Here is a 22,114-nt window from a genome sequence, read left to right on the forward strand (position 1 = left end):
CGGCTGACGGCTGACGGCTATAAAAACAAAAAACCCAAGCCGAAGCCTGGGTTTTTAAACAGTTAACTAAAAGAGTTTACTTCTTCTTTTTTACTGCTTTTTTGTTTGGTAGGTCAGTAATTGAACCTTCAAAGATTTCAGCAGCAAGGCCAATTGACTCGTTCAATGTTGGGTGAGCGTGAATAGTCAGTGCTAAATCTTCACCATCAGCGCCCATTTCAACAGCTAGGCCGATTTCACCAAGCATTTCGCCTGCATTGATACCGATCATAGCACCACCGATTACGCGGCCACTGTCTTTATCAAAGATAAGCTTAGTTGAACCTTCAGTACGAGCAGATGCAATTGCACGACCTGAAGCAGCCCATGGGAATACAGCTGTCTCGATGCTTAAACCTTGCTCTTTAGCTTCTTTTTCAGTAACACCTACCCATGCGATTTCTGGGTCAGTATACGCAATTGAAGGAATGCACTTAGGATCAAAGTAATGTTTTTGACCAGAAATAACTTCTGCAGCAACATGACCTTCATGAACAGCCTTATGCGCAAGCATAGGTTGACCAACAATGTCACCAATTGCAAAAATGTTATCAACATTAGTTTTAAGTTGCTTATCAACATTAATGAAGCCACGCTCATCAACGTTAACGCCCGCTTTATCTGCATCAAGTAATTTACCATTTGGTGTACGACCAACAGCAACAAGTACTTTGTCGTAACGTACAGGCTCTGCTGGTGCATTCTTGCCTTCAAACGTTACATATAAACCGTCATCTTTTGCTTCAACGCCAGTTACTTTGGTAGAAAGCATTACGTTAAACTTGTCTTTAACGTAGCGTTGGTAAATTTTGATGATGTCTTTATCAGCAGCAGGAACAAGCTGGTCAGCAAACTCAACAACATCAATGTTTGAACCTAGTGCACGGTACACAGTACCCATCTCAAGACCGATGATACCACCACCTAGTACAAGTAGTTTTTCTGGTACATCTTTAAGCTCTAGTGCGCCAGTTGAATCAATTACACGGTCATCTTCAGGGATGAAAGGTAAGTTTACTGGTTGTGAACCGGCTGCAATAATAGCGTTGTCGAACGTAATCGTTGTTGCGCCATCAGCACCTTCAACTGCGATTGTGTTGCTGCCAGTGAATTTACCATAACCGTAAACCACTTTAACTTTGCGCATCTTAGCCATGCCGTCAAGGCCGCCAGTTAACTGACCAATAACAGAGTCTTTCCAAGAGCGAACTTTGTCTAAGTCAATTTGTGGTGCGCCAAAAGTAACACCATGAGATGACATTTCAGCAGCATCATCAATTACTTTAGCTACGTGTAATAATGCTTTTGAAGGGATACAACCAACATTTAGACATACACCGCCTAATGTATCGCGAGATTCTACTAATGTTACTTCTAAGCCCAAGTCAGCAGCACGGAAAGCCGCAGAATAACCACCAGGACCACCGCCTAGTACAACAACTTGAGTTTTTAATTCATTGCTCATGCTATTACCTTAATTGTTTGAACGGGACACTGCCCTAAAGTTTAACTGCCATGTTTCTGCATGGGCAGAAAGCCAGAGCAGATCAAAAATTTATGCAAATATACCAATAGTGTATCATTGCAAATGGTAAAAATCCCAGCAAAAAACAACTGGCTGGGATTTGATTCTATTTATTTAACTAGATGCATCAATTACTGCATTACATCACTAGTTGGCGAATATCGCTCATGTAACTTGCAAGGGTCACAGTAAAGCGTGCCGCTAGTGCACCGTCAATCACTCTATGGTCGTATGACATTGAAAGTGGAACCATTAATTTAGGCTCAAATTCTTTACCATTCCATTTTGGTTTCATTTCAGATTTGGAAACACCTAAAATAGCAACCTCTGGCGCATTAACGATTGGCGTAAACGCTGTACCGCCAATACCACCTAAGCTTGAAATAGTAAAACAACCACCTTGCATATCAGAAGAGGTAAGCTTGCCTTCACGCGCTTTAACCGAGATATCCATCAGCTCGCGTGATAATTCAATGATGCCTTTCTTATCAACATCTTTAAATACTGGAACAACTAAACCATTTGGCGTATCAACCGCTACACCAATATTGATGTACTTTTTAAGAATTAAGCTTTCACCGTCTTCAGATAACGACGAGTTAAATGTAGGGAACTCAGCCAATGCTTTTGCCGCTGCTTTCATTACAAATACTAATGGCGTTATTTTAACACCGAGCTTTTTCTTCTCATTAAGTGCGTTTTGCTCTTTACGGAATTGCTCAAGAGTCGTGATATCAGCTTCATCAAACTGGGTAACGTGAGGGATTTGCACCCAGTTACGGTGTAAGTTCTTGCCTGATAGTTTTTGAATACGTGACAGTTTCTTCTCTTCGATTTCACCAAACTTAGCAAAATCAACTTTTGGCCAAGGGATTAAACCAAGCTCACCGCCACCCGCGTTGCCTTTGCCAGCAGATAACTGACCAGACTCAACTTGCTTAACTAGGTTTTTAACATAGTTTTGCACGTCTTCTTTAATAACACGGTTTTTACGGCCTGAACCTTTTACGTTCGCAAGGTTAATACCAAACTCACGGGCCAAACGGCGAACAACTGGCGATGCATGAGCATAGGCACTGTTGTTTTCAAAGCTTTCATTACTGGCTTTTGCAGGAGCAGCACTTGGCGTAGACTCTTTTTGTGCAGGTTTTGATTCAGTTTTTTCAGCAGCTTTTTTCTCTGCTTTTGGCGCTTCGCTTGGCGCACTGCCAGCCACTTCAAACACAAAAATAAGCGAACCAGTTTTAACTTTGTCGCCTGTTGCTACTTTGATCTCTTTAACGGTACCTGCAAACGGCGCAGGTACTTCCATGGCAGCTTTGTCGCCTTCAACGTTTAAGATTGATTGCTCTTCTTCAACCTTATCGCCAACGGCAACCATCACTTCTGTGACTTCAACTTCATCATCACCAATATCTGGCACGTTGACTTCTTTGCTGCTTGAACTTGCCGCTGGTGCAGATTCTTGCGCTGGTTCGTCTTGTGTAGGGGCCGCTGACTCGCCACCCGCGATTTCAAAAACAAACACTAATGAGCCTGTTTTTACTTTGTCGCCAGTCGCAATTTTGATTTCTTTAACGGTACCTGCGAACGGTGCTGGCACTTCCATTGCCGCTTTGTCGCCTTCAACGTTTAAGATAGATTGCTCTTCTTCTACGCTATCGCCCACTGCAACCATGATTTCTGTGACTTCAACTTCATCATCACCGATATCTGGCACGGTCACTTCTTTTGTCGTTGAGCCTGAAGAGGCAGCAGGTGCTGCGTCTTCAGATTTAGCCGGCGCTTCTGGCGCTTTTTCTTCACCTGCACTTTCGCCTTCAAAAATCATAATTAAAGAGCCAGTGGTAACCGTGTCACCTTCGCTTACTTTAATTTCTTTAACTGTACCCGCTTGCGCAGCCGGTACTTCCATTGACGCTTTATCGCCTTCAACAGTAAGAAGTGATTGGTCAACTTCAACAACGTCGCCAACACTCACTAAGATTTCGGTTACTTCGACTTCATCGCCACCGATATCTGGTACATTAATTTCAATACTCATTGCAAAACCTCTTAAGCGTACAGTGGGTTAAGTTTGTTAGTGTCGATGTCGAACTTCTTAAGCGCGTCAACCACCACTGACTTTTCAACTTCACCACGTTTAGCCAGTTCAGATAACGTAGCAACAACAACATAACCTGCGTTAACTTCAAAGTGACGACGTAAGTTTTCACGGCTGTCTGAACGACCGTAACCATCTGTGCCCAATACTTTGTAGTTGCTGCTAGGAATGAATGAACGCGCTTGCTCAGCGTAGTTTTTCATGTAATCCGTTGCGGCAACAGTCACTGAATCATTTAGTACGCTAGTGATGTAAGCAGTTTTTTGCTCAGCTTCTGGGTTAAGCATGTTTGAACGCTCAACGTCTTGACCATCACGAGTAAGTTCGTTGAATGACGTTACAGAGAAAACATCTGATGCAATGCCATAGTCATCACTTAAGATGGCTGCCGCTTTACGTACTTCTGTCATGATAGTACCTGAGCTTAATAGCTGTACGTTGGCTTTTTTACCTTCGTAGCTCTCAAGTTTATAAATACCTTTACGAATACCTTCTTCAGCACCTTCAGGCATTGCTGGTTGCGCGTAGTTTTCGTTCATCAGCGTTAGGTAGTAGTAAATGTTTTCTTGGTCTTCACCGTACATACGACGAATACCGTCTTGAATAATTACTGCTACTTCGTACGCATACGTTGGATCATAAGAGATACAGTTAGGCACTGTGTTTGCAAGAATGTGGCTATGACCATCTTCGTGCTGCAGACCTTCACCATTAAGCGTTGTACGGCCTGCTGTAGCACCTAATAAGAAACCACGTGCTTGTTGGTCACCTGCCATCCACGCCATGTCGCCAACACGTTGGAAACCGAACATTGAATAGTAGATGTAGAATGGGATCATTGGTAAATCGTTAGTGCTGTATGACGTTGCCGCAGCAACCCACGATGACATTGCACCTAACTCATTGATACCTTCTTGCAATACTTGACCTGATGTTGCTTCTTTGTAGTAAGAAACAATGTCACGGTCTTGTGGTGTGTAGTTTTGGCCATGCGGGTTATAAATACCGATTTGACGGAATAAACCTTCCATACCAAAGGTACGTGCTTCATCTGCAATAATTGGCACGATGTTTTTACCAATGCCTTTATCTTTTAATAAGATATTAAGCGCACGTACAAAGCCCATTGTTGTAGAAATATCACGTTTTTGCTCATCTAGTAGCGGCTTAAATGCGTCTACTTCTGGCAATTGTAATTTTTCAGAGAAATTAGGGATGCGCGTAGGTGTGTAACCTTCTAAGTCTTTACGACGAGCATGTAAGTACTTGTACTCTTCTGAGCCTTCTTCAAGCTCTAGGTAAGGTAAGTCTTTAATTGCCTCATCAGACACAAGATCTTGTAGACCTAAACGCGAACGTAAGTGTTCAACGTGTGTCATATCCATTTTCTTAACTTGGTGAGCAATATTTTTACCTTCAGCTGCTTCACCCATGCCGTAACCTTTTACAGTTTTAGCTAGAATAACCGTAGGACGGTCATTGGTTTGCTCAGCTTTTTTGAATGCAGCGTATAGTTTAGATGGCTCATGACCACCACGCTTAAGCGCAAAAATTTCGTCATCTGTCATATCAGCCACAAGCGCTGCTGTTTCAGGGTAACGACCAAAGAAGTGTTCACGTACGTAAGCACCGTCTTTTGCTTTATATGTTTGGTAATCACCATCGATGGTTTCGTTCATCAATTGTAATAACTTACCTGTTGTGTCTTTAGCAAGTAAGATATCCCAACCACTGCCCCAAACTACTTTAATAACGTTCCAGCCAGCACCTTTGAACAGACCTTCAAGTTCTTGAATGATCTTACCATTACCCATTACTGGGCCATCTAGACGCTGTAGATTACAGTTGATCAGGTAGCATAGGTTATCCAGTTTTTCACGAGCAGCAAAAGAAATAGCACCACGTGATTCTGGCTCATCCATTTCACCATCACCTAAAAACGCATAAACACGTTGGTTTTTAGTATTTTTTAAGCCACGGCCATCTAAGTACTTTAAGAAACGCGCTTGGTAAATTGACGCGATAGGACCCAGACCCATAGATACTGTAGGGAATTGCCAAAACTCAGGCATTAATTTAGGATGAGGGTATGAAGGTAAGCCGTTACCGTCTACTTCTTGGCGGAAGTTATCAAGCTGAGCCGCAGATAAACGACCTTCAACAAATGCACGTGCATAAATACCTGGAGAAATATGACCTTGATAATAAACTAAGTCACCACCGTCTACGTCATTTGGTGCTTTAAAGAAATGGTTAAAACACACTTCATAAAAAGCAGCAGAAGACTGATAAGACGCCATATGGCCGCCTAAGTCGAGGTCTTTTTTCGATGCGCGCAATACAATCATGATTGCGTTCCAACGAATAATAGAACGAATACGGCGCTCAAGATTAACATCCCCTGGGTATGCTGGTTCTTGGTCTACCGGAATCGTATTAACGTAGTTTGTGTTGATGCCTGTAGGCATATCAACACCGTCTAAACGGGCTTGCTCTAATACTTGCTCAAGTAAAAACTGAGCACGCTCAACACCTTCTTCGCGCACAACTGATTCAAGAGCTTGTAACCACTCTTGTGTTTCTAGCGCGTCTACGTCAATTTTATTGACTTCAGACATATGGAGGTTTCCTTATGTTTAAAATACGAATGTTTTTAATTAATACGGTAAATTGTGTGTTGCACCACCGTACTTGTTTAAATAGTTACTTTGCTAATTCTGTTTTGTGCGTCTTAAACTACGTTCAATTCGCGAATGCTCTTTGCCTGCTTCAAGCAATGCTTCTTCAATAAAGGCTAAGTGAGCATTACTGGCTAAACGAGCTTGTTCTGGATTCCCTTCAATCACCGCATCCATTAACAAACGGCGATGCTCTGCTAACTGCTTACTAATATGTGGCTTTTCCAACAAGACGGTTAAGTTTTGTAAAATATTTTGCTCAAGCAGCGCTTGCATTCCTCGCACTAAATGCAACAACACCACATTGTGTGATGACTCCGCCACGCTAAAATGAAACGCGTTGATTGCTTTAGCTTTTTGTTGCAAATCGTCGTTTGCTGATGCAATGCTGTCAAAACTTTGTTTTACTTTATCAAAGTCAGTACTCGTGCCACGAAGTGCAGCATAATATGCAGCAATACCTTCTAAGGCGTGACGGAACTCTAATAAATCAAACTGTGATTCAGGGTGTTTACTGATCAAATCGAAGAGCGGATCAGTGAGCCCTTCCTCTAACTGGTTTTTTACAAAGGTACCGCCACCTTGACGGCGAGTAACTAAGCCTTTGGCCTCTAACTTTTGAATTGCCTCGCGCAATGAAGGACGCGACACTTCAAACTGTTTTGCTAATTCCCGCTCCGGCGGCAGTTTTTCACCGGGTGCTAATGACCCCTCAAGAATCATATTCTCAAGTTGTTGTAAAATAACATCCGACAATTTTGCTGCTTTAATCTTTAAAGACATTCATCAACGTCCGCATTGTAGTGGGCTCTGGTTCTAAACAACCAGATTGAGCCTATAGCTAAAACCAAAAGGTAAATTGGTCATACCAAATTTGAGCCATACGTTATCAAAAAGCAAGTTTGCTGTCAATTTCACGAAGAATACATACAACAAAACAGCCTAACGCATTTAGCTCAAAGAATAAACAGTAGGTTATATCGAGTGGCTTTGGGAGGATTTTTTTACGTGGCCTCAAATGGTCTGACCAGACATCCCCATTAATAAGCGGGCTATTTACTATCAATAAATAACTTACAAATTTTTGTATAAAGAGAAGTGAATAAGGAAAAGCGGCGGGTAACGAGCTTCGAGCTGCAGGTTATATACCCAAGCCACCTCAAGATGCAGAATTCAGCGTTTCACAGGGGCTTAATATCAAGGCGTTACTTTGCAGGAATGGCACTCCCTTTTAAGAAGTAACAACGATGAGAGTAAGTTCCTGTGAAGCGCCCAGAGGGTTGGTTTAAAAGCGATTTATACTGCGTTATTGATTTTAACAATAGAACCACTATTACTTGCAATCATTGCCTTGCCTATATCGCTTTTAATTCCAACTGAAACTCGCATCTTGAGGTGGTTTGGGTATACATACACCTAGCCATGACCATCTTTTACCACCGCGGCGCTACACCGAGAAGAAATAACCACGGGCTGCGAACTATAAATAAACCTAGCTTCTAGTACCTTTAATCCAGTACCTATAACCATCCACTTCTTTGTGAATAAATTACTTAAAACAATTTTGCCCAAAGAGAAGTGAGTAAGAAAAACTATGGACTTTGTGCAACGATCAGCGAGTAATTCACCTAGCCACAACCATATTTTGCTGTAGTGGGCTCCGAGGCGCTTCACGCTACACAAAGAAGAAAGGTTAGACCTAGTACTATTCACTTCCTTAGCACCTAGCGCCTTTACTATTTCTTTACGCCAGTCCACCAAATAGAGTAAGTAAAGCAATAAGTACTAAGTAAAATAAAACATTACGCTTAACTAGCTTCATCATACATGTTGCCTCTGCTGTGCAACCAAAATGCGCTTGTTCAATTTGCTCCGCAGCTAAAGCCGTATTAGCCACAACATTGCGATTGCTCACAGAAAAGTCAAACGCATACTTAAGCAAGCAGCTTGTTCCCTTATTAAAATTACCAATCACTAAGTAACCAAAACTGGTAATACGTGCCGGTAGCCAATCAAGCCAAAATAGTAGTGTGTGAATCAGTTTGAATCGAGCCACATAAGGCACTTTTCTATCTTCACGCACCAAGTCAGCATAAGTGCGTACTAACGCATAAAATACAGCACCGGGCGCACCTAAAACCACAAACCAAAAAATCACTGCACAATAGAAACGAAAATTGATCCAAGCCAATGTTTGTCCAAACGTTTCACCGCCGGGCTCGTTTTCAGTTTTTTTCTGCCCCATTTGCAAAGCATATAAAGTTGCAGCCTCTTTATCATCACGGGTTAGCGCATTGAGGTATGATTTATATAATGCGCGATGTTTAGCACAGCCAAAGCAAACAAGTAATACCACTATGTTAACGACTAATTGCCAGACCACAAAATCAGAAAACGTATAAACTAATGCAATTGCAATAACAGGCAAAACTAGCCAAATCAAAAAACCATATGCTGAGTTAAACAGACCATTTTCACTCAATTGCTTTTTAGAACGCACTAAATAACCTTGTGCGTAATAGCTTATCTGCCAATAATCAGAGCGCGCACCAAGGCGCTCTAAAATCAAAGCGGTAATTATTGAAATTAAAATCATAATGCTCTCTTTACTAAAGCCAAGTTAATTTAGGTCGGCAAAAAAGTATTGCCAATCAAAACTTTCACCAGGATCGGTTTTTCGCCCAGGTGCAATATCACAATGCCCAACAATACGTGCTTTATTTATTGAAGGATACTTATTCATCAATAACTTAGTAATTGATTGTAATGTATTATATTGACTTTGGGTATAGCCGCTAGTATCAGTTCCCTCAAGTTCAATGCCAATGCTAAAATCATTACATCGCTCGCGCCCTAAAAACTCAGATTTACCAGCATGCCATGCCCGCTTACTAAAAGGGACATACTGCACTATTTCGCCAGTACGTTTAATAAAACAATGCGCAGATACACTAAGGCCTTGTAAATTAGAAAAACTTGGATGAGCATTGCAGTTAATTGCTCCCATAAACAAATCGTCAACATACGGTGTACCAAACTCTCCCGCCGGTAACGAAATATTATGAATCACTAATAGCGATATTTCTTCACCCTGGGGTCGAGCATCACAATGCAAGCATTCACGCTGCATTACACCTTCAAGTCTTCCTTCACAATCAATTTGCATGTTACAAAACCATTATTACACTCTATAGAAGATGCTAAAGGATAAAACATATAAATAAAAGCAGGCAACAGGTCCTTGTAACATGTTTATTTCAACGAGTCGTAACCTAGTAAGTTTGCACCTGCAAATACCAATAAATATCGAACACCCCATAGCAAAGGGACTATGCCTCTTCTATTCGCTATGCAAACATAGTAAAATTTTTCCAATTTCTTAATTATAATGAGCTTTTATAATGTCTATTCCGCACAGCCTTTTAAGCCAGTTAGTAAAAATTGCCCTTGATGAAGATTTAAATTACCAAAGCGCTGAGCAAGGTGATATTACGGCAGGCTTAATCCCACATTCACAGCAAGCAAACGCCAAAGTAATTACGCGTGAAAACGGTGTATTCTGCGGTAAGGACATTATCTTAGAAGTGTTTAAGCAGGTAGATCCCAGCGTACACGTCGATGTGTTAGTCAATGATGGCGACGAAATAAACGCCAACGACACCTTGTTTACAGCCAAAGGGTCTGCACGCGCTATTTTAACTGCTGAACGTACTGCACTTAACTTTGTACAAACCCTATCAGGCACTGCCACAACCACCGCGCATTACGTTAAAGAACTAGCAGGGACAACAACACAGCTGCTCGATACCCGTAAAACAATCCCTGGCTTGCGTGCTTTGCAAAAGTACGCAGTAAAATGTGGCGGCGGCGCTAACCATCGCATTGGTTTATTTGATGCGTTTCTTATTAAAGAAAATCACATAGCGGCCTGCGGCGGCATTAAAAGTGCAGTATCACAAGCAAAATTAAATCACCCAAATAAGCCTGTTGAAGTAGAAGTTGAATCACTTGATGAGCTAGATCAAGCTATTAATGCCGGTGCTAATATTATAATGCTTGATAACTTTACACCTGAGCAAATTAAACAAGCAGTCATACTAACGAATAAACGAGCAAAAATTGAAGTGTCGGGCAATATGACAATAGAAACGCTCAAAACGTATTCACAAGCCGGAGTAGACTTTATTTCAAGTGGTGCACTTACAAAAAATTTACAATCAATTGACTTGTCCATGCGATTCGAGTAATTATTCCAAGTTTAATGAATATAATATTTACCTAAAACGTTGACATTTTAGGCAATTAATCATTAAATACGCCGAAAGGCTTATTTTGTAACAAACTGTTAATTATAGTTCCCTTTTTATAAAAAAAGGGTGTTATCATAAGCCTTGTGTATGATGGTAAAACAAAAAACCAAAACTAAACAACTAGTGTTGACTGTTTAGCTGTACCACTAATTTAATTAAATGCGTACTGAACATTCTTGAATAACTAGGAAAGTTCGTAAAATACCGTTAAATACTTAGGAAGTCACTTCCAAAACAGTGTTTTAGTGCTAAAGTAAATCTAGTAGCCGACTTTCGATTAGTTTAGGTCTTAAATTAAGTATCAAGGCATTATTTAAAAAAACAGTAAGAAAAGTTGCTTATACTCTTTAACGCGCAACCCGCTTAACGTGTAACCAATTTAACTTACATACATACTATCCTTTAGGAGAGGAACATGGAAAAAATGACACAACAAAGTCAAAAGGGTTTTACCCTAATTGAATTAATGATTGTAGTAGCAATCATCGGTATTCTTGCTGCAGTAGCATTGCCTGCTTATCAACAATATTCTGACAAAGCAAAGTATACAGAAGTGGTTATGGCTTCTAATGCAGTAAAAACAGCAGTTGAAGTTTGTGCTCAAATTAAAGGAAGCTTAACTGATTGTAAACAAGGAACTAATAGCGTACCTTCGGATGTAACAACAGCCCAAGGGAATGTAACATCTGTAAAGTGGACTGCTGCAGACGGTAAAATTACTGTCACGCCAGTTGCTACTGGTGGGATAGCTGCCACTGACACTTATGTCCTAACCGCTGCCTATGCAAGTGGTAGAGTTACTTGGTCCGACAACTGCAGCACCACACAACTTTGCTAATAGAACATAAAATAAAAGTGTGTTACCTCGGGGTAACACACTATCTTAAAAGCGATAAATCCTCTTGACCAAGAAAAATAACAATGACACCTTTGAGTGGGTGGGAGTAAGTGCCCGAGGAAAACGCCTTGAAGGTAAGATGAACGGAGCAAGTATCGCGTTAGTCAAAGCCCAGCTTCGTAAACAAGGCATTACCCCCTCTAAAGTAAAACGCAAAGCCAAGCCATTATTTGGCACGCGAATGCAAAAAATCACACCAAAAGATGTAGCGTTATTAACACGCCAAATTGCCACCATGCTAATGGCAGGTGTGCCACTCATTCAAGCTATAGAGATGATTGGTAGCGGCGCAAGTAATAAAAGTGTTGGCAAGCTGATGGAAACCATTGGTGACGAGGTAAAAGCCGGGGGTACATTATCAAACGCGCTCCGTAAACACCCTCGCTATTTTGATGACTTATATTGTGACTTAGTCGCATCAGGTGAACAATCGGGTGCGCTTGATCAAATATTTGATCGTGTAGCACTTTATAAAGAAAAGTCAGAAGCGCTGAAGTCAAAAATTAAAAAGGCCATGTTTTACCCCATAGCTGTTTTAGTCGTTGCACTTATTGTTACCTCTATCCTACTTATCTTTGTGGTACCACAATTCCAAGATATTTTTAATGGCTTTGGTGCAGAGCTTCCTGCATTTACCTTAATGGTGATTGGTATTTCTGAGTTTATGCAAGAATATTGGTGGATAATACTCATTGCGATTGTCGGGTTTGGTTACGCCTATAAAGAAGCGCTACTGAAAAGTAAAAAACTACGGGATGCCAACGACAGAGCTATTTTAAAACTGCCTGTAATCGGTATGATTTTAAATAAAGCAGCTGTTGCACGTTATGCACGTACTTTATCGACCACCTTTGCTGCAGGTGTGCCACTAGTTGATGCGCTAGATTCTGCGGCTGGCGCTTCAGGTAATGCAGTTTACCGCTATGCCATATTAGATATTAAAGCTGAGGTTAGTTCTGGTAATCAGATGAACTGGGCTATGCGTAATTCAAAAATATTCCCCGATATGGTTATCCAAATGGTCGCCATTGGTGAAGAGTCTGGCTCGCTGGATGGCATGCTAGCAAAAGTTGCCACTATTTATGAACAAGAGGTTGATGATGCCGTTGATGGTTTATCAAGCTTGCTTGAACCATTAATTATGGCAGTGCTCGGCGTGCTGGTTGGCGGATTGATCATCGCGATGTACTTACCCATATTCCAGCTTGGTGCTGTTGTATAATAGCTGTAACGGAAAGGTTCTAGGTTTTATGGAAGTGATAGGCCCTAGGTGTGCTCATCATAGCCCTTCCCCCAGCTCGTCGCCCGTGGCTTTTACTCAATCACTTCTCTTTGTGAAAATGGTTTTTAACTCAATTTTTTAGGTATGTAATGCACGAATTTTTTCTCGACATAATCACTGTAATGCAAAGTCATTTATGGTTTTATTTACTCACTATTGGCCTTGTTAGTTTATGTGTTGGCAGCTTTTTAAATGTGGTTATTTATCGCATACCAAAAATGATGCAACGTGAGTGGCAAGCAGAGTGCCGCATTTTATTGGCCGAAGAGCTCAAAACAGCAGAAAAATCGCCTTCAGAAGTGTTTAACCTAGTTAAACCGAATTCAACTTGCCCTAAATGCAAAACAGCGATTAAACCTTGGCAAAATATTCCTGTTATTAGTTGGCTTTTACTAAAGGGTAAATGTGCCAGCTGTGAAAACCCAATTTCAATTCGCTACCCTATAATTGAAATGCTGACCGCCCTACTCAGTTTAGTTGTCGCTATAAATTTAGGCGCATCTAATTTAGCCCTACTGTATATCGTGATCACCTGGGTGCTTATTGCCCTTACTTTTATCGATATTGATCACATGTTACTACCCGATCAACTCACCCTTCCCTTAGTGTGGCTAGCATTAATCGCCTCTATACTTGGCATAACAACAGTGACACCTGAAGAAGCCATTATTGGCGCTGCTTGCGGGTACTTAAGCTTGTGGAGTGTATTTTGGCTATTTAAGCTAGTTACTGGCAAAGAAGGTATGGGCTACGGCGATTTTAAGCTCCTTGCTGTTTTCGGTGCCCTACTTGGTTGGCAGTCATTACTCACCATTATTTTGCTCTCAAGTGTAGTTGGCGCTGTTATTGGTATCATTTTGCTAAGTATTCAAGGTAAAGACAAAGCCACTCCAATTCCTTTTGGCCCCTATTTAGCAATTGCTGGTTGGGTAACATTATTGTGGGGCGAACACATTCAGCAATACTACTTTAATACCTTAGGTTATTGATATGACTCTTTCAGCTGTTGGCAAATGGGTTCTTGGATTAACAGGCGGTATTGGCTCTGGTAAAAGTGCTGTGAGTGATATGTTTGAACAGTTTAATATAACTGTTGTTGATGCTGACATTGTCGCGCGTGAAGTCGTTGCACCAAAAACGAAAGGGTTAAAAGAAATTAAGGCACACTTCGGTGAGCAAGTACTCAACGAGGACGGCTCTTTAAACCGCGCACAATTGCGTCACATTATTTTTGCTGATGAAAGCCAAAAAGCGTGGTTGAATAACTTACTACATCCACTCATCAGAGAAAAAATACTCAGTGATTTAAACAGTGCAACCAGTCAATATGTTGTACTGGTCGCACCGCTTTTATTTGAGAATAATCTAGATAAATACTGCCAACATACTTTAGTGGTCGATGTACCTGTTGAAATACAAATAAGCAGAACAGTTCGCCGCGATAATGTCAGTGAGCAACAAGCAAAGAGTATCATTTCAGCACAAATGAAACGCGAAGATAAATTAGCAAAAGCCGATGACGTGCTTGATAATAACCGTGATTTAACACTGGTTGCGAGTGACGTAGAAACATTACACGCACGGTACTTAATAAAAGCAAACGCATTTAACGCAACCAACAACTAATTCGAAATATTCGATAAACTTTACGCTTTTTGTCGCTAAATTACGCTAAAATGACAAGACAGATGTTTTCCCCTTCTTTTTTCTGATAAATTGCGAATATGAAATGATTTTACTGGGTGCACAATGAACATTAATTCACCATTACTTCGAAAATATATCACGTTAGGCCGTGTTGACGCAGAAGACGTTAAACTAAAGCAGCGTGAATTTAACTCTACTGCGGAGCTTATTGCAAAATGCAGTGGCATAAGCGGACAAGAGTTAGCCGAGCAATGTATTGATTTTTTTCGTGTTCCGCATTTTGATTTAAAAGATTTTGATGTTGCGCTCATACCCCAAGATTTGATCAAAGAAAAACTGATCAGGCAACATCATATACTTCCATTGATAAAAAAAGGCCGCAAGTTATATATAGCCGCATCAGATCCAACTGATTATGGCGCATTTGAAAACTTCGAATTTAGCACCGGCCTTTCATGCGAAGTGGTTGTTGTAGATTACCGCCAGCTCGATAATAAAATAGAACAACTACTCGATGCGACGGGCAGCTTGCACCTCAGTGAAGATGAATTTAAAGAATTTGCTGATTTAGATACCGACTCATCTAATGAGCCACAAAAAAATACTGAAGATGACAAAGACGATGCGCCAATCATTGTCTATATCAATAAAATATTGATGGATGCGATTAAAAAAGGCGCGTCTGATTTGCACTTTGAGCCCTACGAACACAAATACCGTGTACGATTTCGTATCGATGGTATTTTGCACGAAATGGCCAGCCCGCCAAACAGCTTAGCCACTCGCTTATCTGCGCGTATTAAAGTTATGTCGCGTTTAGATATTGCAGAAAAGCGCAAACCACAAGATGGTCGTATCAAACTTAAAATTACTGAACGTAAAAGTATCGACTTTCGTGTCAGCACACTCCCTACTCTTTGGGGTGAAAAAATAGTAATGCGTATCCTCGATTCATCCAGCGCCATGTTGGGAATCGATGTACTTGGCTATGAACCTGAGCAGAAACAGCTCTACATGGACGCGCTACAACAACCGCAAGGCATGATTTTAGTTACCGGTCCGACAGGTTCTGGTAAAACGGTATCATTGTATACCGGGCTAAATATTCTTAATCAACCTGAGCGTAATATCAGCACAGCAGAGGATCCTGTTGAAATTAATCTCGAAGGCATTAACCAAGTACAGATCAACCCAAAAGCTGATATGACCTTTGCCAATGCGTTAAAAGCGTTTCTACGCCAAGATCCCGATGTAGTAATGGTTGGTGAGATCCGTGACCTTGAAACCGCTGAAATATCAATAAAAGCGGCGCAAACAGGTCACTTAGTTATGTCGACATTGCATACTAATTCAGCTCCCGAAACGCTTACACGTTTATTAAATATGGGTGTGCCTGCCTATAACGTCGCAAGCTCAATTAGCTTGATTATTGCCCAGCGATTAGCTCGTCGCCTATGTTCGAAGTGTAAAACACCAGAAACCCTTCCTGCCGAAGAGTTACAACGCCAAGGCTTCACACCGCAGCAAATCAGTGAGCTTACGCTTTTTGCACCAAAAGGGTGTGATAGCTGTACCGAAGGTTACAAAGGCCGTGTAGGTGTTTACGAAGTCATGCAAATTACTCCTGAAATAGCACAAATCATTATGCGTGGCGGTAATTCTTTGGAGATTGCAGAAGTCTCATTAAAGTCTGGATTTAATAACTTACGCTTATCAGGTCTGCGAAAAGCAGCCGCAGGTGTCACATCACTTGCTGAAATAAACCGAGTAACCAGTTTTTAAATTAAGCTACTAGGTTAAAGGTGCTAGGGTGATGTTTAAAAAGCCTAGCGCCTATCTCAAAGTGTTTGTGATTGGCTTTAACCGCGAATGACCGAAAGGTAGGACGTGCTTTAGCGCGTCAATTTTATATAATCGATTATCGCCATCAATGACGGCCTAATATGGTGCTAAGTGTAAATCAGCGCTCGTTGCTCATCGCCCCGCCCCCGTAGCCTGCAATTCAAAACATTTACTTTTATTTATTCCTTATCATTTACACTCATCCACTTATCTTTGTAAAATAAGCTCCAACGCTTTATTCATGAGAATATGTTATGCCAACTGTAGTTAACTGCCCAACCTGTAAAGCTGATGTTGAATGGTCTGAGCAAAGCCCGCATCGTCCGTTCTGTTCAAAGCGCTGTCAGCTAATTGATTTAGGTGAGTGGTCGTTTGAAAATAATAAAATTTCAGCCCCCATTACGTCAGCCAATGACTTAAGCCAAGATATGATTGAAGATATTGAAGAAATGCTCGCCAAAAACGACGACAGCTTTTTTAAATAGCAACAAATCAGTTAATGCCCAAAAAGGCGAAAGTTACCTTTCGCCTAATCATCATTGAGCTTAGAACAATTTAACCCTCAGCTTTTTCATCCGCATTTTTACCGCCATGCCAGCCCTTACGGTGACCTTTATCTTTCATTTTTTTAGCGAAACGCTTTTTCATTTTAGTGTACTTTTCACGCTGTTCAACATTTAAAATCTGCCATACGGTGTGTTCCATTTTAAGTTTTTGCATAGCAAAAACTTCAACTTTAGCTTTGCGTAAATCTATAATTTCTTGTGCGGCGCTTTCGTCAAACGTTGCTTTTGCTAACAGCGTTTCCATTTGAGCTTTAAAAGTATCACGCTGCGCTGCGCGCGCGTCTTTGTTACCGCGCATTGCCTTCATTTGTGCTTTTTGCGCTTCAAATGCGGCTTTTAACTCTTTTTGCTGTTGTTGGGTTAAATCTAGTTTTGCAGCACCACGCTCAGAGAGTAAAAAGCGCGCTTCTGGCATGCCTTTGCCATGAGGCATACCGCCTTTAGCCATTACAGCGCCTGTACCCAGTGCTGTTGTAGCTAAACCACAAATTAATACTAGTTTAGTGAGTTTACGTGTGATCATAATCATTACCTTTTGGTTGTGAATAGTGTCGCCTTAACAAGTAAGTTAACTATATCAATGGCAATGCAAAGCAACGCAAAGCAATGTAAAGGTTTTGTAAAGGTTCACTTTTACGCATATTAGAGCGTAAAATAGCGGTATTGCAGCATGACAAGGTTAGCTAAATGAAACTATTAATGATTGACGATGATATAGGGCTATGTGAATTACTTAGCGAATACCTGTGCACACAAGGCTATGAAATTGAGTGTGTTCATGATGGTGAGTTAGGCTTACAAGCCGCTCTTAAATACGAATATGCGCTAATTTTACTTGATGTCATGCTCCCTAAACTCGATGGCTTTGATGTCCTAAAGCAACTTAGGCAAACAAAGTTAACGCCGGTTATCATGCTGACTGCCAAAGGTGAAGATTTTGATCGTATTTTTGGTTTAGAGCTTGGTGCTGATGACTACATTCCAAAACCCTTTAACCACCGAGAATTGCTAGCTAGAGTAAAAGCAATTACTCGTCGAATAGAACATATTACTAGCTTAAGTAACACGCAAGCCAATAAGCTTAATGTAAACAGCATAACAATCAATCTGGCCGCTCGTGAAGCCTTCATCGATGAAAGCCTACTTAACCTAACCGGAACCGAATATGAAGTGCTTGCCTTACTTGTTAAAAATGCTGGCGATGTTGTTAGTAAGGAGCAAATAAGTGAAGAAGTGCTGGGCAGGCGCTTAGCAGCCTTCGATCGCTCAATCGATATGCATGTCAGTAATATTCGCAAAAAAATAGCCGAGCATAACAGTGCGGAGCGAATTAAAACAATGCGAGGAACCGGTTATGTCTTCATCCAAGGAGAATAAAACAACACACTTTGCTTGGCTAAAACATCCAAAAAGCTTTTTGTTTTTCAAAATATTTGTTTGGTTTTGGCTGACAGTGATAGGCACTATTACGTCTTTGGTATTTCTTAGCAACCTAGCAATAAACCAAGTCAGTAATGAGCAGCTTCAGGGCCCAATGTTAAAGAACTTAGAATATGCAGCCAAAAGTTTTGAGCGGATCGCTTTAAAGCACAAAAAAAGTGCTGCGGATATCTTGCAACACCCACGATTAGCAAAGCGAAAACTACTTTATTTAAATTCGGATCAACCTGACAATTCAATCACTAGCCGCCCCCCAGCAAGTGATATTGACTTAAGCCTTGTAAACTTTACTAAAAACATGTCGCCGCAAGTTATTTTTACTGAAAACTTTATAGCATTTGGACCAATCAAAACAACCCTCCCTGAAGGCACGTTTTATTTATATGAAATAGATGAAAACAATCAGCCTCCATTTTTAATACGCTTAAAGTTAATGCCAACATGGTTAAAAATTGCTGTTGCTTTAGTTGCTTCATTAGCGCTTAGTTTTGTGTTTAGTCGCAACTTAATTGCCCCGATCAATCATTTAAAACAAGCAGCTAATAAACTCTCGCAAGGCGATTTAACAGCCCGAGCAAATATTAATGAAAATAGGCAAGATGAGCTTGGTATTTTGGGCCGAGAATTTAACAGCATGGCAACGCAAATTGAGCAACTCATTGCTGCACAAAAACGCTTGCTAGCTGATATTTCTCACGAGCTTCGCTCCCCGCTTACTCGTTTAAAAATGGCGACAGGCCTTGCCCAAATGCAAGCTGAAGATGAAAATCAAACCTATTTACTGCGCATTGAAAAAGAAGCTAACCAGCTTGATAAAATGATAACAGATGTACTGCAAGTTTCACGCTTAGAAGCAAAAAGCCAACCACTGTCATTACATAAACAGTCAATGCACGTGATCATCACTCACGTATTAAATGACGCACAGTTTGAAGCAAAACAGAGCAACAAAACATTACATATTGATGGGCAACTCAATGTTGACATAAACTGTGATGAAAGCTTGCTCGCCAGTGCACTTGAGAATATTCTGCGTAACGCGATAAAATACGCAGCGCAATCCATTTCTATCAAGCTTACACTAACAGATGCTATCAACATTGAGATCAGTGATGATGGCCCAGGTGTTGAACCGCAAAACTTAGCCCGATTGTGCGAACCATTCTTTAGACAATCTGACGCCAGAGATAGAACCAGTGGTGGCACAGGTTTAGGATTGGCAATTGCAAAAAATGCGATTGCAGCCCACTCTGGGCATTTAACACTACACAATCAGACTCAAGGTGGTTTGAGTGTGCACATTGTTTTACCTATTAACGAGCAGCCATAGCGATGTTTTATAGCACTGAACACACTCTTTTTGAGCAGCAAAAGCAGATTGACGACTTTTTTACTCAACAGGTAACTAAGCAACACTTAGCAACTCCTAGTGGCAACTTATACTATGGCTATGCAATTCCCAAACAAGCTCACACAGCAATCGTAATAAGCTCAGGGCGTATTGAAGGGTTAGATAAATACAGAGAGTTAATATGGGAGTTATATAACAATAACTACGCCGTCTTCATTGCGGATCATCAAGGCCAGGGGCGCTCATACCGCGCATTAAGAAACCCGCATAAGGGCTTTGTTAATGTGTTTTCTGATTACGCTAATGATTTAGCCATATTTGATTCAACAATTATAGCGCAGCACTGGCAAGGTAAAAAAGTAATGCTTGGTCACTCAATGGGCGGAGCAATCGCATTTAATTTTTTAACCCAATTTGACAATAACTACAGTGGCGTATTTTTATCAGCACCTATGTTTGATATTTACACTAAAGGCACACCAAAACCAATTGCTAAACTAGTCGCAAAAATAGCCTGTTTTATGGGTTTAAATAAATTATACGCATTGGGTCAAGGCAACTATAAACCAGAAACATTTGCGCAAAACACCTTAACAAGCAGCGAAGTTCGCTACCAATTATTTAGACAGATTTACCAGCAAGAGCCCAGCGTACAGTTAGGGGGGGTTACATATGGGTGGTTAAATGCGGCCTTTAAATTTATTAAAGACGCGCCAAATTCAACACTCCCTATTCCCCTCTTTATTGCGAGCGCGCAATTAGATACCGTGGTTGACAATAAAGCTCAACAGAACATTACACACTTACAAAAAAATGCAATTTTAGAAACGTTTAGCGATGCTAAACATGAGCTCCTTTTTGAACAAGACAGCATTCGTAAAGCTGTATTAACGCGCTTTTACGAGTTTTGTGATTCAGTAACGTCAACCTGACTCAATGATAATGGGTCTTGATGGATAAGAACATCCATTTCACAATCAAATTGTTGCTGAATCATATCAACGACCTCATCGGCCACATAGTGCGCCCTAATGAGTGGCAACGTATCCTCAAGCTCTAAATGCATTTGTATAAATTTAACTTTACCACCTTGGCGCGTCCTTACATCGTGTACACCAAAAACATCTTTATGGCTGTTGGCAATTGCAACTATTTCAAGTTTTTCATCATCGGGCAGCTCTTTATCCATTAAATGATCTGCGCTCTGTTTTGCAATATCCCAACTGTTATAAAGTAAATACCCTGCAACACCTATTGCAAATAGAGGGTCTGCATACTGTACGCCATTTCCTGCTAGTAAAATCGCAATTAATACCGCAGCATTTAAAATCAAATCGCCTTTGTAATGCACAGAGTCTGCTTTTATAGCAATGGACTCTGTATGGTTAATCACTTTAGTTTGCACAAACACCACCACGAGTGTACACAAAATTGCAAACGCACTGACCCAAACTCCAAGCATTGAATGACTTAATTTAACGGGGTTAAATAAACGCTCAATACCGTGAAACGCAAGTAAACACCCTGAACCTGCAATAAAGGCAGCTTGCCCTAACCCCGCTAAAGCCTCAGCTTTACCGTGACCAAAACGATGATCGTCATCAGCAGGGCGAAGGGCATACCCAAGCACTAAAAAGCTCATCGCAGAAGCGGTTATATCCATTAAAGAGTCAGTAAGAGAGCCAAGCATAGACGCTGAGCCTGACGCTAACCATGCCCAGCATTTGGTGGCTATCATGAGGCTAACCATAACCATCGTCACTACGCTGGCCGTTTTAACCCAAAATTCATAACTGCGATGATGCACTTTTTTACCTATATGTAAGCCGCTCTTATAGCTAAGAGTATATCATTTTTTTAAAACGTTTAGTGTATACTCACATGAGTAAAAATTAGTTTCTAATAAGGCACATCCATGCTCGATATCGTTTTATACCAACCTGAAATTCCGCCTAATACCGGTAATATTATACGCCTTTGTGCTAACACAGGGTTTTCACTTCACTTAATTGAGCCACTGGGTTTTGAGTGGGATGATAAACGCGTTAAAAGAGCTGGCTTAGACTATCATGAGTTTAGCAATGTGCAGCGTCACGCATCATTTGAAGCCTACTTAGAAAAGTGCAAACCAAAAAAAGTCTACGCTTGTACTACGAAGGGCAGTCAATTTCATCACCAAGCACAATACGAAGCAGGCGACAGCCTTGTTTTTGGCCCTGAAACACGCGGCCTTCCTGATGAACTAATACAATCATTACCTGGAGAGCAGCGGGTACGTATTCCAATGCAGGCAAATAGCCGCAGTATGAATTTATCAAATGCTGTTGCGGTATTTGTGTATGAATCGTGGCGTCAGCTTGGATTTCCTAACGCAGAATAAGGTGTTGCTTATAGCCGCTTTTCTCTAAAGATTAAAAAAGCGCGATATAAAA

The 22,114-nt window shown here is 40.9% G+C and carries 19 protein-coding genes; 11 read left to right on the forward strand and 8 right to left on the reverse strand.

Annotated elements, in window-relative coordinates; genetic code table 11:
• Positions 1-76: 76 nt before the first annotated feature.
• The 6 genes from lpdA to ampD all read right to left on the reverse strand — a co-directional run bounded on the left by lpdA (position 77) and on the right by ampD (position 9,512).
• Entirely contained in the window at positions 77-1,504 is a 1,428-nt protein-coding gene (gene lpdA, locus CSC79_RS05040) for a dihydrolipoyl dehydrogenase (RefSeq protein WP_099294698.1), read from the reverse strand.
• Positions 1,505-1,703: 199 nt separating this feature from the next.
• The gene (aceF, locus tag CSC79_RS05045) at positions 1,704-3,608 is read right to left on the reverse strand and encodes a pyruvate dehydrogenase complex dihydrolipoyllysine-residue acetyltransferase (RefSeq protein WP_099294700.1); all 1,905 of its coding nucleotides are present in this window, start codon (positions 3,606-3,608) and stop codon (positions 1,704-1,706) included.
• Between the two features lie 11 nt (positions 3,609-3,619).
• Entirely contained in the window at positions 3,620-6,286 is a 2,667-nt protein-coding gene (aceE, locus tag CSC79_RS05050) for a pyruvate dehydrogenase (acetyl-transferring), homodimeric type (RefSeq protein ID WP_099294702.1), read from the reverse strand.
• A gap of 93 nt (positions 6,287-6,379) precedes the next feature.
• A complete protein-coding gene (pdhR, locus tag CSC79_RS05055; protein ID WP_099294704.1) occupies positions 6,380-7,129 on the reverse strand; it encodes a pyruvate dehydrogenase complex transcriptional repressor PdhR in 750 nt (249 codons plus the stop codon).
• 961 nt (positions 7,130-8,090) lie between these two features.
• Positions 8,091-8,942, reverse strand: coding sequence for a beta-lactamase regulator AmpE (gene ampE, locus CSC79_RS05060; RefSeq protein WP_099294706.1), 852 nt, complete (start codon positions 8,940-8,942; stop codon positions 8,091-8,093).
• Between the two features lie 24 nt (positions 8,943-8,966).
• Complete coding sequence (gene ampD, locus CSC79_RS05065; protein WP_099294708.1) at positions 8,967-9,512, reverse strand: 1,6-anhydro-N-acetylmuramyl-L-alanine amidase AmpD; 546 nt, start codon at positions 9,510-9,512, stop codon at positions 8,967-8,969.
• A gap of 235 nt (positions 9,513-9,747) precedes the next feature.
• On the opposite strand from ampD, the gene nadC reads away from it, so the two are divergent.
• The 7 genes from nadC to yacG all read left to right on the forward strand — a co-directional run bounded on the left by nadC (position 9,748) and on the right by yacG (position 16,810).
• A complete protein-coding gene (gene nadC / locus CSC79_RS05070; protein WP_099294710.1) occupies positions 9,748-10,593 on the forward strand; it encodes a carboxylating nicotinate-nucleotide diphosphorylase in 846 nt (281 codons plus the stop codon).
• Between the two features lie 478 nt (positions 10,594-11,071).
• Entirely contained in the window at positions 11,072-11,494 is a 423-nt protein-coding gene (locus tag CSC79_RS05075) for a prepilin-type N-terminal cleavage/methylation domain-containing protein (protein ID WP_099294712.1), read from the forward strand.
• A 64-nt stretch (positions 11,495-11,558) separates the two neighbouring features.
• Entirely contained in the window at positions 11,559-12,776 is a 1,218-nt protein-coding gene (locus CSC79_RS05080; protein WP_201796677.1) for a type II secretion system F family protein, read from the forward strand.
• A 149-nt stretch (positions 12,777-12,925) separates the two neighbouring features.
• Positions 12,926-13,825, forward strand: a complete 900-nt coding sequence (locus CSC79_RS05085) for an A24 family peptidase (RefSeq protein ID WP_099294716.1) — start codon at positions 12,926-12,928, stop codon at positions 13,823-13,825.
• 1 nt (position 13,826) lies between these two features.
• Entirely contained in the window at positions 13,827-14,462 is a 636-nt protein-coding gene (gene coaE / locus CSC79_RS05090) for a dephospho-CoA kinase (protein ID WP_099294718.1), read from the forward strand.
• A gap of 123 nt (positions 14,463-14,585) precedes the next feature.
• Positions 14,586-16,265, forward strand: coding sequence for a type IV-A pilus assembly ATPase PilB (pilB, locus tag CSC79_RS05095; RefSeq protein ID WP_099294720.1), 1,680 nt, complete (start codon positions 14,586-14,588; stop codon positions 16,263-16,265).
• A 314-nt stretch (positions 16,266-16,579) separates the two neighbouring features.
• Positions 16,580-16,810 carry a DNA gyrase inhibitor YacG gene (gene yacG, locus CSC79_RS05100; protein WP_099294722.1) on the forward strand — a complete coding sequence of 77 codons (231 nt, stop codon included), beginning with the start codon at positions 16,580-16,582 and terminating at the stop codon, positions 16,808-16,810.
• Positions 16,811-16,880: 70 nt separating this feature from the next.
• Here yacG and CSC79_RS05105 read toward each other — a convergent pair whose 3' ends face one another.
• On the reverse strand, positions 16,881-17,414 hold the full coding sequence (locus CSC79_RS05105) for a Spy/CpxP family protein refolding chaperone (protein WP_099294724.1): 534 nt from the start codon (positions 17,412-17,414) through the stop codon (positions 16,881-16,883).
• Positions 17,415-17,578: 164 nt separating this feature from the next.
• On the opposite strand from CSC79_RS05105, the gene CSC79_RS05110 reads away from it, so the two are divergent.
• Genes CSC79_RS05110 through CSC79_RS05120 form a run of 3 tightly spaced genes read left to right on the forward strand, consistent with a single transcriptional unit; the run spans position 17,579 to position 20,614 of the window.
• Positions 17,579-18,268, forward strand: a complete 690-nt coding sequence (locus CSC79_RS05110; RefSeq protein WP_099294726.1) for a response regulator — start codon at positions 17,579-17,581, stop codon at positions 18,266-18,268.
• The gene (locus tag CSC79_RS05115) at positions 18,246-19,661 is read left to right on the forward strand and encodes an ATP-binding protein (RefSeq protein ID WP_099294728.1); all 1,416 of its coding nucleotides are present in this window, start codon (positions 18,246-18,248) and stop codon (positions 19,659-19,661) included. Before CSC79_RS05110 ends, CSC79_RS05115 begins: the two co-directional genes overlap by 23 nt.
• A 2-nt stretch (positions 19,662-19,663) precedes the next feature.
• On the forward strand, positions 19,664-20,614 hold the full coding sequence (locus CSC79_RS05120) for an alpha/beta fold hydrolase (protein WP_099294730.1): 951 nt from the start codon (positions 19,664-19,666) through the stop codon (positions 20,612-20,614).
• Here CSC79_RS05120 and CSC79_RS05125 read toward each other — a convergent pair.
• On the reverse strand, positions 20,581-21,489 hold the full coding sequence (locus tag CSC79_RS05125) for a cation diffusion facilitator family transporter (RefSeq protein WP_099294732.1): 909 nt from the start codon (positions 21,487-21,489) through the stop codon (positions 20,581-20,583). The genes CSC79_RS05120 and CSC79_RS05125 overlap by 34 nt on opposite strands.
• 108 nt (positions 21,490-21,597) lie before the next feature.
• Here CSC79_RS05125 and trmL point away from each other — a divergent pair, with 108 nt between their 5' ends.
• Positions 21,598-22,062: a tRNA (uridine(34)/cytosine(34)/5-carboxymethylaminomethyluridine(34)-2'-O)-methyltransferase TrmL gene (gene trmL / locus CSC79_RS05130; RefSeq protein ID WP_099294734.1), complete on the forward strand. Its 465-nt coding sequence runs from the start codon at positions 21,598-21,600 to the stop codon at positions 22,060-22,062.
• Positions 22,063-22,114: the final 52 nt, after the last annotated feature.

Origin of the sequence: Pseudoalteromonas sp. 3D05 (assembly GCF_002723455.1) — a bacterium.
Taxonomy (GTDB): Bacteria; Pseudomonadota; Gammaproteobacteria; order Enterobacterales; family Alteromonadaceae; genus Pseudoalteromonas.

Coding starts and splice junctions, on each gene's coding strand:
- lpdA (WP_099294698.1), bottom strand. CDS start 1,504: ATGAGCAATGAATTAAAAACTCAAGTTGTTGTACTAGGCGGTGGTCCT.
- aceF (WP_099294700.1), bottom strand. CDS start 3,608: ATGAGTATTGAAATTAATGTACCAGATATCGGTGGCGATGAAGTCGAA.
- aceE (WP_099294702.1), bottom strand. CDS start 6,286: ATGTCTGAAGTCAATAAAATTGACGTAGACGCGCTAGAAACACAAGAG.
- pdhR (WP_099294704.1), bottom strand. CDS start 7,129: ATGTCTTTAAAGATTAAAGCAGCAAAATTGTCGGATGTTATTTTACAA.
- ampE (WP_099294706.1), bottom strand. CDS start 8,942: ATGATTTTAATTTCAATAATTACCGCTTTGATTTTAGAGCGCCTTGGT.
- ampD (WP_099294708.1), bottom strand. CDS start 9,512: ATGCAAATTGATTGTGAAGGAAGACTTGAAGGTGTAATGCAGCGTGAA.
- nadC (WP_099294710.1), top strand. CDS start 9,748: ATGTCTATTCCGCACAGCCTTTTAAGCCAGTTAGTAAAAATTGCCCTT.
- CSC79_RS05075 (WP_099294712.1), top strand. CDS start 11,072: ATGGAAAAAATGACACAACAAAGTCAAAAGGGTTTTACCCTAATTGAA.
- CSC79_RS05085 (WP_099294716.1), top strand. CDS start 12,926: ATGCACGAATTTTTTCTCGACATAATCACTGTAATGCAAAGTCATTTA.
- coaE (WP_099294718.1), top strand. CDS start 13,827: ATGACTCTTTCAGCTGTTGGCAAATGGGTTCTTGGATTAACAGGCGGT.
- pilB (WP_099294720.1), top strand. CDS start 14,586: ATGAACATTAATTCACCATTACTTCGAAAATATATCACGTTAGGCCGT.
- yacG (WP_099294722.1), top strand. CDS start 16,580: ATGCCAACTGTAGTTAACTGCCCAACCTGTAAAGCTGATGTTGAATGG.
- CSC79_RS05105 (WP_099294724.1), bottom strand. CDS start 17,414: ATGATCACACGTAAACTCACTAAACTAGTATTAATTTGTGGTTTAGCT.
- CSC79_RS05110 (WP_099294726.1), top strand. CDS start 17,579: ATGAAACTATTAATGATTGACGATGATATAGGGCTATGTGAATTACTT.
- CSC79_RS05115 (WP_099294728.1), top strand. CDS start 18,246: ATGTCTTCATCCAAGGAGAATAAAACAACACACTTTGCTTGGCTAAAA.
- CSC79_RS05120 (WP_099294730.1), top strand. CDS start 19,664: ATGTTTTATAGCACTGAACACACTCTTTTTGAGCAGCAAAAGCAGATT.
- trmL (WP_099294734.1), top strand. CDS start 21,598: ATGCTCGATATCGTTTTATACCAACCTGAAATTCCGCCTAATACCGGT.